This is a genomic window from Mitsuokella apri (assembly GCF_051886055.1).
Lineage (GTDB): Bacteria > Bacillota > Negativicutes > Selenomonadales > Selenomonadaceae > Mitsuokella.
In genome coordinates, this window is record NZ_JBJEXT010000022.1 from 1 (window position 1) to 12,793 (window position 12,793).

Here is a 12,793-nt window from a genome sequence, read left to right on the forward strand (position 1 = left end):
GCGGCGTCATGAGCGTGCCGCCCTCGGACCCGCTCTACAACTGGGAGACGTATTCCCCTGTGCCCATCAAGAACCTCGGCGTCAGCGGCAATACGACGCAGGACATGATCGACCGCTTCGAGCACGATGTCCTGCCGTTCTCGCCGCGCATCCTCGTCATCATGGGCGGCGTCAACGACTACCGCGCCGGCACATACGGCTGGACGGTCGTGCAGCATCTCAAGGCCCTCAAGGAGAAGTGCGCGGCCTACGGCATCATCCCCGTATTTGTGACGCCGACGCCCATCAATCCGAGCCTGATGATTCATCGGGCCGGCATTGAACATCCGACACCGGATTGGCTCGTACATCAGCAGTATGTCTGCGACTGGGTCAAGAAACAGCCGTATTCTGTCGATGTCGCGAGTGCCCTTGCCGACGAGCGCGGCTGGCTGCGTTCGGACTATACGACAGATGGTCTGCATCCGGACTATTTAGCTAAGAAATCCATGGGTGAGAAGATCGGCGCTTACCTTGAGGCGACTTTTCCCTGGGTAACGCAGAGTCTGATGAAAAAGCCCGTGCGTTCCTAAATGAATGCCAGTGCAATTGATTTGACGATTTCCACAAGGTTATAAACGAAATAAACGAAAAATCCGCGTCCATTTTGGATGCGGATTTTTCGTACAGTGTTTATTTTGTATGGATACCCGTAATCGTATAACCGCTGCCGGCGAGAGCCTGACGGATTTCGTCATCGCTGACTTCTCGTGTCATCTTGACGACGGCGTGATTGCGGTGCAGATTGACTTCGGCCGCTGCTCCGTCGATGCTGTCAAGGGCCTGTTCTACGCGGATTTTGCAGTTGCCGCAGGTCATGCCCTCGATATCGACGATTTTCGTATCAACAATTGTGCCTTTGAGTTCCTTTTTAGGTGGAGGCGTGATAGCACCGCCGCAGCAGCAGCTGCTTTCTCCGCGCCAATGCTTGATGACGCCTTTGAAAGCGAAATAAAGAGCGACCAGAACGATGACACCGACAATTGCTGTTGCCATAAGAATTCCCCCTGTTATGTAAAATGTCAATGAAAATCAACTTCATCTTTATTTATATACCAGTTGGGGGTATATGTCAATAGAGGGAATCACTTTCACATTCAATTAGGACGGATTAAAAAAAAAGGTGACTTTTGTGAGCTGACTTTTGTACTTATCCAGACAATCCTCAGAAAAGCCTGTTAAAATACCCTTATAAAGTGGGAGATTTGTGCCCTTTTTTATTATAGGGAGGTTTTTCTATGAAACGCAGGAAGGGATTTATTGCCATCCTGATACTTGTACTCGTGGCGATTGGTGTCAGCGGCTACTGCTACCAGTCGGCACGCACGCCGGAATATGCTCTCGACCAGCTGATGGAGGGCGTAAAAGAACATGATGAAAGTAAGGTGCAGCGCTATGCCGACCTTTCTTCTATCGTGACAACGAGTTACGATATGAGCACTGAGATATTGGCACGTGATATTGGTGTACTGCAGAAAGAGTATCCGGATGACTGGTTCTTCCGCCATGATACGGCTTTCATGAAGAAGTATATTGCTGAAAGGCGCAATGATGATATCGTTTTCATCAATCGCAGCCTTGAATTCTTCCTGAACCCGTCACTGACCCCGATTGGGGAGAATGACCAGAAGGCGCAGTGGCTGGCCGGAGAAGCCGATAAATTCACGCAGCATTATACGGCCAAGCTCGATAATGTGGAACGGAAGGGTGACTGGGCGGAAGCGACGTTTACAATCAAAGGGGATGATTCCGATTACGGCCGGCTCGTTCCGGAGATGACAGTCAAGGCTGAGCTCATGCAGCACGAAGACGGCCATTTCCAGGTCATGCGCATCTCCAATATTGAAGAAATGTTCCCTCCTGTCGTCAAGGGAATTGAAGATTACTGGACTCTGCAGGGATGGCAGTAAAACAAAAGCTCCTCATTTGAGGAGCTTTTTTCGTGACATATGAGGGATTAATTCTTTTGTCCGAGCGGTGTTTTTTGGAGGATGCCGGCGGCAATCACGGCGATGATGCTGTTTAAGACGCCTTCGGCGATGAGGCCGGGGGCTGAGGCAAGGCCGGCTGCGAGGCTGTCATAGAGCAGGGCGCCAAAGAGCGTATAAGCTGCGGCCATCCAGACGGAAGCAACGAGGAAGCCTGCGAGCAGGCGCACGGCGCCGGATTGTTTCATATCCGGGCGGATGACGCGCCAGGCGATATCGGCCATAAAGAATTTGATGATGATGGTCGGTACAATCCAGAGCGGGAAGCCGCCTAAAAGGTCCGAAAGAGCCGAGCCGAAGCAGGCGGCAATCAGCGTTTCGCGGCGTCCGAGGAACAGGACCATGAGAAAGATTGCCGCATCGCCTAAATGTGCATAGCCGAGCGGGATGGGGATGCGCGGCACGAAGGTCGCGAGGAAGACAACGGCGGTCATGACAGCGGCAAGGCAGAGATCGCGCGTCGTCATAGATGAGGAATGATTTACAGATGATGTCATAAGAATCCTTCTTTCCGTTTCAGGCTGACCTGAAATTTTGGACTTGTGTCCTTTTATTAGATAGTATATACTGTTTTTGACCTTAAAAAAATATTCAAATCACGATGAAGAAGTAAGACCAGACAGGAGAAGCTATGCTGACCTATTCCTTTGAAAATCTTGGGGATGAATCCCTCTATGAACATCTTTACCGCTGTATCCGCACGGATATTCTCGCAGGCCGGCTGCAGGCCGGTGAAAAACTGCCGTCAAAACGCGCCCTGTCGCGTCAGCTCGGCATCAGTGTCATCACGGTCGAGGGGGCATATGGTCAGTTAGTCGCAGAAGGATATTGTCAGTCGGTGCCGAAAAAGGGTTTTTTTGTCGCAAAACTCACGAGCCTGCCCGTTCATCCGACCGTACCGGAAAAGCGTCCTGCAGCATCAAAAAAGCCCAAGCGCCAGTATTTGGCTGATTTTACGGCCAACAGCCTGCGGCCTGCGGACTTTCCGTTTAAGACATGGACGCATCTTTTGCGTCAGGTCATGTCCGGTCAGGCCGAAGCCTTGCTGGAGCGTTCGCCGGGCATGGGAATTTTGGCCCTGCGCGAGACGATTGCCGGGCATCTGCAAAGTTTTCGCGGGCTCGACGTCAATCCGGGGCAGATTGTCATCGGTGCCGGTACAGAATATCTCTACGGCCTGCTCGTCCAGCTTTTAGGCCGGGAAAAATGTTTCGGCGTTGAGAATCCCGGTTTTGATAAAATCCGCAAGGTCTATAAAAAACACGGTGTGCGCTGTGTGCCGGTCGATATGGATGAGCAGGGCATCTGTCCATCTGAACTGTTGAAAAAGCAGGTCGATGTCCTGCATATCAGTCCTTCCCATCATTTTCCGACCGGCTGCATCACGCCCATCAGCCGGCGCTATGAACTTTTGGGCTGGGCCAGTGCTCAGGAGGGGCGCTATATCATCGAGGACGATTATGACAGCGAATTCCGTTTGACAGGAAGACCCATTCCGACGATGATGGGCATCGATGTCAGCGGCCGCGTCATTTACATGAATACGTTTTCAAAGACGCTGACCCCGACCATCCGCATCAGCTACATGGTCCTGCCGGAAAAACTTGTGCCGGTCTTTCATGATGAACTCGGCTTTTATAACTGTACCGTTTCGAACTTTGAGCAGTATACGCTGGCGCGTTTCATCAAAGACGGTTATTTTGAGAAGCACATCAACCGCATGCGCAATTGCTACCGCAAACGCCGCGAGGCGCTGCTGCAGACGATGAAAGAGGGAGGTCTTTTTGCACATGCAGATATTATCGAGCGCGGCTCCGGCCTTCATTTTCTGCTGCGCTTCCACACTCAAAAAGATGATGATGCGCTGCAGAAAGAACTGGCGGACAAGGGCATCCGCATGCGGCCGCTGCGTGATTATTATGACGGCGAAACGCCTGACGCTGCCCATATCTTTGTGCTCAATTATTCGGGCATGGAGGAAAGCGTTCTGCAGGAGGCCGTTTCGCGTATTGTTTCCTGCCTTGTATAGATATTTACTATACACCCAATAGGCAATCCATATTTTTCCTGTAATTCCATCCGTGATATAATAGGAAGGAACAAGAAATTAAAAATGGAAATTTTCCCTGTGTTACATCAAGATAGGAGTGCTTCATATGCTGATGGGTCTTACTGTGCCGAAACTTTTGCTGATTCTCGGAATCGGCCTGCTTGTCTTCGGGCCGGGCAAGCTGCCGCTCGTGGGCAAATCTCTGGGCAAGAGCGTGCGTGAATTCAAATCAGCTGTCTCGGAAGATGAAAAGACAGAGCCGAAACAGCTGGCTGCAGCTGAGCAGAAGACGGAAACGACTGTAAAATAAAAGAATAAAAGCGGAAATAAAAAGCCATGCCGGCATAAAAATGAAGGCATGGCTTTTTCTGTATTTTACATTTGCCTCTTATATGAGTAAAATGAAGGTGTGTATGATATTAAAGGAATAGGAGAGGTTTATGCGTTTAAATGAATTAAAGGCAGGGGAACGTGCTGTCATCCGCAAGGTGGGCGGCACGGGGGCTCTGCGCCAGCATTTTCTTGATATGGGCGTGATTCCGGGAGCAGAGATCACGCTCGTGAAGTTTGCGCCCATGGGCGACCCGATTGAATTCCGCATTCAGGAATACGAGCTGACTTTGCGCATCGACGACGCAAAAAAAATCGGCATCGAGAAGCTGCCGGCGTGGGAGTCCGACCAGCATCCTACCGTCAAAATCCCGCAGGAGCCGACGGACCATCCGGGCCTCGGCGAGGGCGGCCGCTACCATGTACGCAAAGGGGAGCATCCCCTGCCGGAAAGTCAGCTTTTGACGTTTGCGCTTGCCGGCAATCAGAACTGTGGCAAGACAACACTTTTTAACCAGCTCACGGGTTCGAATCAGCATGTCGGCAATTTCCCAGGTGTCACGGTCGACCAGAAGAGCGGCAGCATCCGAGGCCACGAGAACACGCGCATTACGGACCTGCCGGGCATCTACTCGATGTCTCCGTATACGGATGAAGAGATTGTCTCGCGCGAATTTATTTTGCGCGAACAGCCTACCGGCATCATCAACATCGTCGATGCGACGAATATTGAACGCAATCTCTATTTGACTTTGCAGCTCATTGAACTCGACCGCCCGATGGTGCTTGCGCTCAATATGATGGACGAACTCACGGGCAATGGCGGCTCCGTTGACATCAACGCGATGGAATCTATGCTTGGCATCCCTGTTGTGCCGATTTCTGCCGCGAAGGGCGAGGGCATTGAAGAACTCGTGCAGCATGCCCTGCACGTCGCGCATTATCAGGAAAAGCCGGGCCGTATGGATTTCTGTGATGCCGAAAGCCACCGCGGCGCCGTTCACCGCTGCCTGCACGGCATCATGCATCTCATCGAGGACCATGCCAAGGCCGCCCGCATCCCGCTGCGCTTTGCCGCGACGAAGGTAGTTGAGGGTGACCACCGCCTCATCGAAGCCTTGATGCTTGACCCAAATGAGATGGATATGATTGAGCACATCATCTGCCAGATGGAGAAAGAGCGCGGGCTCGACCGTGCAGCGGCCATCGCGGACATGCGTTTCTCGTTTATCGGCAAACTCGTCAGCCGTACGGTGCACAAGGCACATGAGAGCCGCCAGCACGAACGCAGCCGCTGCATCGATAAGGTCCTGACGGGCAAATACACGGCCATCCCGGCTTTTGTTGCCATCATGAGCCTTGTCTTTTACCTGACGTTCAATGTCATTGGCTCGGGACTGCAGGATTTAATGGCAGCCGGAATTGGCTGGCTGCAGGATGAAACGGATGCAGTCCTTGCGGCAGCCGATGTTAACGAAGCCATGCATTCTCTGGTGATTGACGGCATTTTTCAGGGCGTCGGCACCGTCCTGTCATTCCTGCCCATTATCGTGACGCTGTTTTTCTTCCTGTCACTCCTCGAGGATACGGGGTACATGGCACGCATTGCCTTTGTCATGGACAAATGGCTGCGCAAGATCGGCCTTTCGGGCCGCAGCATCGTGCCGCTGCTCATCGGTTTTGGCTGCAGCGTGCCGGCCATCATGGCGACGCGCACGCTGCCATCGGAGCGCGACCGCCGCATGACGATTCTCTTGACGCCGTTCATGAGCTGTTCGGCCAAACTGCCGATTTACGGCCTCTTCATCGCGGCTTTTTTCGGCAATTACGGTGCCCTGCCGATGATTATCCTGTACTTTGGCGCTATGGCAGTAGGCATTATCGTGGCTTATCTCGGCAAGAACACGATTTTCAAGGGCGAGGCCGTGCCATTTGTCATGGAGCTGCCGAATTACCGCATGCCGGGGCGCCGCAATGTCATGCAGCTGCTCTGGGAAAAGTCAAAGGATTTTCTGGAACGTGCCTTTTCGGTCATCTTTGTGGCGACCATCGTCATCTGGTTCCTGCAGACGTTTGACTTCCGCCTGAACATGGTGACGGATTCCTCGACAAGCATGCTCGCGTCCATTGCCGGCGTCATCGCGCCAATTTTTGCCCCGCTGGGCTTTGGCGACTGGCGCATCTCGACCGCGCTTATATCGGGCTTTATGGCAAAAGAGAGTGTAGTCTCGACTTTGGGCGTATTGTTTGGCACAAGCGCTCTTTCGACCGTCCTGACGCCGCTTGCGGCAGCATCGCTTTTAGCGTTCTGCCTGCTCTACACGCCCTGTATCGCGGCCATCGCTTCCGTACGGCGCGAACTCGGCACGAAATGGGCCGTCTGGGTTGTTATTTTCCAGTGCATCATCGCCTGGATTGTGGCGTTTATCGTCCATACCATTGGCATGCTTCTGTGATGTTATACAGCTTTTCGACCTTACCGTGCAATTGACAAACGGCAGTGCTTCAATAAGAAAGAGGCACTGCCGTTTATGTTATGGATAGGTTATTGGTTGATGCTGTCCTGTTTATCCTGCTCGACATAGCTGACAGGGAAGCCGTTATAGGTAAAGGTCTGACGCGTGCCTTGCGGGATTTTTTCGGGGGCATTTTCCGTGGCGTCGCCGGGACGTACGCGGCCGCGCTCATAAATGGTCGCACTGCTGCCAGTATCCGTATCGGAAACAGCAGGCTTTTGCTGCTTCATAGTCGGTGCTGCTGTGCCGTCTGTCTGAAAATCCTTAGAAATGCCATAAAGTGCGGCCTGATAGTAGGTGTCGAAGATACTGCCGTCTTTGAGGCCGGTGCCGGAGTACATGACATCGAAATCACTGCGGACCTTTTCAACGCGCTTCATGTTATCGGCAAAGTCTTCAAGTGAAATGATGAGGTCAGCACGGTTTGGAAGCAGAAATTCATCGCCCGTGAAGAGAATGCGTCTTGTCGGGTCGAGGACAGCCAGTCCGCCGAGAGTGTGATTGGCATGAGGGAATTCGATGATGGTAAGCTCGCGATTGCCAAGGTTCAGCTTATAGCCATCCTGCACGGTGACGACCGGATAATCGCGCGGGAAGGAAAGACCGGCAAAACTGTTGTAGGGAATCGTAGCGTAATTTACGCTGACCGGTGTCATAAAAGCGGCATCGAAGTAGGCATCATTGGCGGTGTGGTCAAAATGATAATGCGTGTTGATGACGTATTTGACCGGTTTGCCGCAGAGGGATTCTGCATAAGTGCGCAGATTGCCGGCGCCGTAGCCGCTGTCAATCATCACGCCGATCTCATCGCCGGCCAGCAGGTAGCAGTAATCGCCGTCTGAGCGGATTTTCCAAGTATTCGGGGCAATCTGCTCCGATTCGAAGTACGGTTCATCCATGGGGACGAGCGAGCCATCGCTGTTTCGTATCATGACATCGTGTTTGGCAGAGAAATCAATAGCTTGTACGGGCTGCCAGATTTTTGACGTATCAATAGATGTCACGCCGTTGACGATATCGGCGCTTGTGCCGGCATTAAGGCGTTTCGTAAGGATACGCGGCTCAGTGGGAGCTTTTTTCGGCGCGGCAAAGGCGGCATCGAGGCGGTCGATGTCATTTTGGGCATCTGTGTCGCCGCTTGCCAGAGCTTTTTCATACCAGACGCGGGCTTCGGCGGCATTTTGCTCGACGCCGTGCCCATATTCGTAAAGATGGCCGATGCCGATTTTGCCGAGGCCGCCAACATGATCGCTGCGCACAGATGCTTTTTGGTAGAGTTCCATGGCTTTATCATAGTCGACTTTTGTGCCAAGGCCATCTTCATACATATGGCCGAGCAGGGCCGTGCCCGTCACATCGCCGAGTTCGGCTGCTTTTTGATAATAGGCAAAGGCCTGTTTGATGTCTTTTTTTACACCATAGCCGTGTTCATAGCAGAGGCCAAGATAGCGGTAGGCTTTCATATGATTTTTGTTGGCAGCTTCGCGGAAAAAGGAGAGTGCCCGTTCATAATCCTTCGCTTCGTACGCTTCGACTCCATTTTCTATCATACCGCGGTCGAGAAAATTGCCCAATCCTCTTGTCATATCGTGAGGCGCTGCTGTTTCTTTAGAAACAGCAGCTGCCTGTGCGGCAGGAAATGGCATCAAAAGTGTATAGCTGCTGACGGCCAGTAGTGCTAAGGATATCGTTTGCCAAGTTTTACGCGTATTCATGGAAAAAATCATCTCTTTCTAGTTAGTACCTCGCATTATTAAAAATATGAGAATGCTTATCAAAATGGTATTTTATCCCAAATGCCTTAAAATTGAGGGAAGACAGCAATTAAATTCATATAAAAAGAAAACCGCTGGCTCATTTTGAGCACAGCGGTTTTTCACGTCATGTCAATCTTCGACGTCGCGCGTCTCAAGGTAGAAGAAAAACGCAGTGACGATGATGGCTAAGATCAGCCAGATGGAAGATGGCATAAGTACCTCCTGTCGATTATGGCACGGGGTGAATACGAATTTGTTTTTCTGATTTCAGTATATCAGAGGGCAAGTGCTTCTGTCAAAACTTTTCCCCATGTTTCTTCGAGCATGGGCAGGCGCCAGCGCGCGTTGGCGGGACTCGTCGACGGCATGGCGTGAAAGGTGAGGTCCTCGCGTTTTAAGAGCTCTTTATTATAGCGCTTGAACGTCTGGGCGGATTTGCCGCCATTGAAGCAGATAGTCCTGATTTTGGGATACTCTCGAAGCAGCGCCGAAAAGTCATTGCCCTTTTCGTCATGGATGGCTGAATCAAGGCTGCCTTCGCGCTCGCAGCTGCCGATAGAATCCCAGAGGGCAATGTGATGGCGCAGCAGCATGGCGAGTTTTTCTTCGTAAACAGAAGGGAGCTTTTCCTGAAGGAGATGGGCCATCATCAGCCAAAAGCGGTTCTGCGGATGCGCGTAGTACTGCTGCTCTTCAAGCGATTTGATGCCGGGCATCGAACCGAGAACCAGAACCGTGCAGTTTTTGTCGATATTGGGCTGCAGGCCGATACAGAGCATAAACGTCATTTCCTTCCTTAATACATCTGAAATACATTGATTATTTATCGGCAAAGGCCTTGGCAAGGTGCTGCAGGCCGTTTTCGAGCGTGCTCCACGGGCAGGCGATGTTGAGACGCTGGAAGCCGCGTCCTGCTTTGCCGAAGATATGGCCGGAGTCGAGCCAGAGGTTGGCATCGTTGACGATGACATCGTCGAGTTCCTCATCCGTCAGGCCGTAAGCGGAAAAGTCAAGCCAGAGAAGATACGTGCCTTCGGGTTCGATGAGTTTGACTTTGGGCATCTTTTCGGCAAGAAATGCCTTCGTTTTCTGGTAATTGCCCTCGATATAGGCGAGGAGCTCTTTGAGCCACTCTGCGCCGTGCTCATAGGCTGCCTGTGCAGCAAAGAGACCAAGGGCGTTGGGCTGGCTGTAGCCGGCTGCCGAGATTTCAGCGCGGAATTTCTTGCGCAGCTCGGCATTTTCAATGAAGATATTGGAGATCTGCAGGCCGGCGAGGTTGAAGGTTTTCGATGGAGACGTGCAGGTGATCGTGCGGTCGGCGATTTCCGGCGCGAGGGACGCGAGCACTGTATGCTGGAAGCCCGGACGCACGAATTCGTGATGGATTTCGTCGGCGACAATCAGGACATCGTGTTTGAGGCAGATGGAAGCGATGCGTAGGAGTTCCTCACGCGTCCAGACGCGGCCGGCCGGATTGTGCGGACTGCAGAGCAGGAAGAGCTTGACATCGTGCTCGACAATTTTTTTCTCAAAGTCGGCAAAGTCAATTTCGTAATGGCCATTTTGGAGGACGAGCGGACTGTTGACGAGCTCGCGGCCGTTCTGGCGGATCATTTCCGTGAACGGATAGTAAACAGGCTGCTGCAGCAGCACGGCTTCGCCCGGTTTCGTAAAACAGCGGATGGCCACAGCCAAGGCAAATACGACACCCGGCGTGATGGTCAGGGCCTTCGTGGACGGCGTCCAGCCGTGATGTTCCGTCATCCATTTGACGATGACTTCCTTGTAGCTTTCCTTCGGGTCCGTGTAGCCGAAAATGCCGTGCTGGACGCGGCGCGTGAGTTCGTCGATGACGGGCTGCGGTGTGCGGAAGTCCATATCGGCAACCCAGAAGGGCAGGATGCCCTGCGGATAGCCGCGTTCGACGGCAAAGTCATATTTGAGGCACGAGGTGCCGCGGCGGTCGATGATTTCATCAAAATTGACGGACATAAAAATTCCTCACTTTCTTATAGATTCAGCAGCATCAGGCATTGAGGGCCTGATCGAGGTCGGCAATCAAGTCATTTACATCTTCGATGCCGACAGAGAAGCGCAGCAGGCGGTCGTCAAGGCCCGTGCGTGTCAAAAGTTCTTTTGGCATTTCGGCATGGGTCTGGGCGAGCGGGAAGGTCAGGAGACTTTCGACACCGCCGAGACTTTCGGCAAAAGCGATGAGTTTCAGGCGGCCGAGGAGGGCCGTGGCAAGTTCCGGTGTTTTGACTTTGAAGGAAATCATGCTGCCAAAGCCCGTGGCCTGACTTTTGTGCAGTTCGTGGCCCGGATGCTCGGGCAGGCCGACGTAGTAGACATCGGTGACATTCGGCTGTGTTTTGAGCCATGTGGCAATGGCAGCTGCGTTCTGCTGCTGACGCTCGACGCGCAGGCCGAGGGTCTTGATGCTGCGGAGCAGCAGCCATGAATCAATCGGCGTGAGGTTCGGCCCTTCCGATTTGATATAAAGGTCAAGATTTTTACCGTAGTCGGACTCGTCATCGGCAATGGCGATGACGCCGGCGATGATGTCGTTGTGGCCGCAGAGGTATTTCGTCGCGCTGTGCACGACGATATCGGCGCCGAGCGTCAGCGGCTTCTGGAAATGCGGCGAAAGGAAGGTGTTGTCGACGGCGAGCAGGGCGCCGTTTTCATGGGCGAGCTTGGCGAGGGCGCGGATATCGCTGACGCGCATCATGGGATTGGATGGCGTTTCGATGAAAATCATTTTCGTTTCCGGCAGGAGTTTGGCAGCTGTTTTTTCAAGGTCTGCCGTATTGACGTAATCATGCTTTACACCGTATTTCTTGTAAATATCATTGACAAGGCGCACCGTGCCGCCATAGAGGTCTTCGGAAAGCAGGATGTGGTCGCCGGGGTTTAAGAGGTGCAGGGCCATGTTGATGGCAGCCATGCCGGAGGAAAGTGCCCAGGCGCGTTTGCCGCGTTCGAGTTTGGCGAGAACGTCTTCGAGTTCTTTGCGCGTCGGATTGGCCACGCGGCCGTAGTCGAAGCCTGTGCTCTGCTTGTAGCCCGGGTGACGGTACGTGGCGGAAAGGTAAATCGGCTCACTGATGGCACCGGTTGCATCGTATTGGTGACAGCCGTGTACCTCAAGGGTGTAATCGTTCATGGGAATTCCTCCTCAACATCAGCAGTATAAAATAAGAAAGACATATCGTTCCAGTATGTATATATGAGAGTATTATAAAATACAGCTTTGCCGCTTGTCAATGCAGGATGAGGCAGAGCTGTGCGAAAGGTCAGCATGGCAGGGCTAAGCGGCGCGTTTCCCCCTTGGCAAAGGAAAAATTGGCACTCGTGAGGTCGCGCAGCTCAGTCAGGCGTTTTTCTATGTCTGCGGGCGGCAGCAGCAGGTGCAGGGTGACGTTTTCGGCGTAATCGGCCGGCTCCGTGCGGATCTCTTCCTGGCGCAGCCAGTGCTCAATGGCAGCGAGCAGGTCATAGCCAATGGTCACGGAAAGCTCCGTAAATAGTGTCATTTCGATGCAGGTAGCTTTTTCGATGCCAAGCACGGCCGCGTGGCCGTAAGCGCGGATGAGACCGCCGGCTCCGAGTTTGATGCCGCCGAAGTAGCGTGTGACGACGATGACGACATCGGTCAAATCGTTTTTTTTGATGGCCTCGAGGATTGGATTGCCGGCCGTGCCGCCGGGCTCGCCGTCATCATTGGACTTCTGCTTGTCCGCGCGTTCGCCAAGCACGTAGGCTGAACAGTTGTGGCGGGCATCGAAGTATTTTTTCTTCATCGACTGGATGAAGGCGCGGGCTTCTTCTTCATTTTCAACATGGCGGATATGGGTGATGAATTTTGATTTCTGTATTTCATAGAGCGTTTCGACGGAAGCGTCGTTTTCGCGAATGGTTCGATAAAGGTTCATAACTGCCTCCCTGAAAATTTCCTTCTTAATATTATACCGTATTTTTGCGGCTCTTGTCCTCATCAGAAAATTTTATTGACGAAGGTATGGTAATTACGCTCGTTTTGTAGTATCCTTTAGTAGAAATAATGGAAGTGTCGCGGATGGCAATGCTATACAAATCACAGATCGAAGC

At 52.6% G+C, this 12,793-nt stretch carries 12 protein-coding genes; 5 read left to right on the forward strand and 7 right to left on the reverse strand.

The window, feature by feature from the left end; translation table 11 throughout:
- Window positions 1-572: GDSL-type esterase/lipase family protein (locus ACI4OH_RS02175; protein WP_439784066.1), on the forward strand; the 572-nt coding region annotated here is incomplete at its 5' end.
- 100 nt (window positions 573-672) lie between these two features.
- Here ACI4OH_RS02175 and ACI4OH_RS02180 read toward each other — a convergent pair.
- Window positions 673-1,035 (reverse strand): heavy-metal-associated domain-containing protein, encoded by a 363-nt coding sequence (locus tag ACI4OH_RS02180; RefSeq protein WP_439784067.1) that lies wholly within the window; start codon window positions 1,033-1,035, stop codon window positions 673-675.
- A gap of 242 nt (window positions 1,036-1,277) precedes the next feature.
- Between ACI4OH_RS02180 and ACI4OH_RS02185 the strand changes: the two genes are divergently transcribed.
- Complete coding sequence (locus ACI4OH_RS02185) at window positions 1,278-1,949, forward strand: hypothetical protein (protein WP_439784068.1); 672 nt, start codon at window positions 1,278-1,280, stop codon at window positions 1,947-1,949.
- Between the two features lie 47 nt (window positions 1,950-1,996).
- Here the strand turns inward: ACI4OH_RS02185 and ACI4OH_RS02190 are convergent, their stop codons facing one another.
- Window positions 1,997-2,524 (reverse strand): ECF transporter S component, encoded by a 528-nt coding sequence (locus ACI4OH_RS02190; protein WP_439784069.1) that lies wholly within the window; start codon window positions 2,522-2,524, stop codon window positions 1,997-1,999.
- A gap of 134 nt (window positions 2,525-2,658) precedes the next feature.
- Here ACI4OH_RS02190 and pdxR point away from each other — a divergent pair, with 134 nt between their 5' ends.
- The 3 genes from pdxR to feoB all read left to right on the forward strand — a co-directional run bounded on the left by pdxR (window position 2,659) and on the right by feoB (window position 6,863).
- Window positions 2,659-4,056, forward strand: a complete 1,398-nt coding sequence (pdxR, locus tag ACI4OH_RS02195; protein WP_439784070.1) for a MocR-like pyridoxine biosynthesis transcription factor PdxR — start codon at window positions 2,659-2,661, stop codon at window positions 4,054-4,056.
- Window positions 4,057-4,186: 130 nt separating this feature from the next.
- A complete protein-coding gene (locus ACI4OH_RS02200) occupies window positions 4,187-4,387 on the forward strand; it encodes a Sec-independent protein translocase subunit TatA/TatB (RefSeq protein ID WP_432646530.1) in 201 nt (66 codons plus the stop codon).
- A gap of 130 nt (window positions 4,388-4,517) precedes the next feature.
- Window positions 4,518-6,863: a ferrous iron transport protein B gene (gene feoB, locus ACI4OH_RS02205; RefSeq protein WP_439784071.1), complete on the forward strand. Its 2,346-nt coding sequence runs from the start codon at window positions 4,518-4,520 to the stop codon at window positions 6,861-6,863.
- An 89-nt stretch (window positions 6,864-6,952) separates the two neighbouring features.
- Here feoB and ACI4OH_RS02210 read toward each other — a convergent pair whose 3' ends face one another.
- The 5 genes from ACI4OH_RS02210 to ACI4OH_RS02230 all read right to left on the reverse strand — a co-directional run bounded on the left by ACI4OH_RS02210 (window position 6,953) and on the right by ACI4OH_RS02230 (window position 12,618).
- Window positions 6,953-8,509, reverse strand: a complete 1,557-nt coding sequence (locus tag ACI4OH_RS02210; RefSeq protein ID WP_439784072.1) for an MBL fold metallo-hydrolase — start codon at window positions 8,507-8,509, stop codon at window positions 6,953-6,955.
- 446 nt (window positions 8,510-8,955) lie between these two features.
- Complete coding sequence (locus ACI4OH_RS02215; RefSeq protein WP_439784076.1) at window positions 8,956-9,459, reverse strand: DNA-deoxyinosine glycosylase; 504 nt, start codon at window positions 9,457-9,459, stop codon at window positions 8,956-8,958.
- Window positions 9,460-9,499: 40 nt separating this feature from the next.
- On the reverse strand, window positions 9,500-10,675 hold the full coding sequence (locus tag ACI4OH_RS02220) for a MalY/PatB family protein (RefSeq protein WP_439784073.1): 1,176 nt from the start codon (window positions 10,673-10,675) through the stop codon (window positions 9,500-9,502).
- Window positions 10,676-10,709: 34 nt separating this feature from the next.
- Window positions 10,710-11,849 carry a trans-sulfuration enzyme family protein gene (locus ACI4OH_RS02225; protein WP_439784074.1) on the reverse strand — a complete coding sequence of 380 codons (1,140 nt, stop codon included), beginning with the start codon at window positions 11,847-11,849 and terminating at the stop codon, window positions 10,710-10,712.
- Between the two features lie 130 nt (window positions 11,850-11,979).
- Window positions 11,980-12,618: a YigZ family protein gene (locus ACI4OH_RS02230; RefSeq protein ID WP_439784075.1), complete on the reverse strand. Its 639-nt coding sequence runs from the start codon at window positions 12,616-12,618 to the stop codon at window positions 11,980-11,982.
- Window positions 12,619-12,793 lie beyond the last annotated feature (175 nt).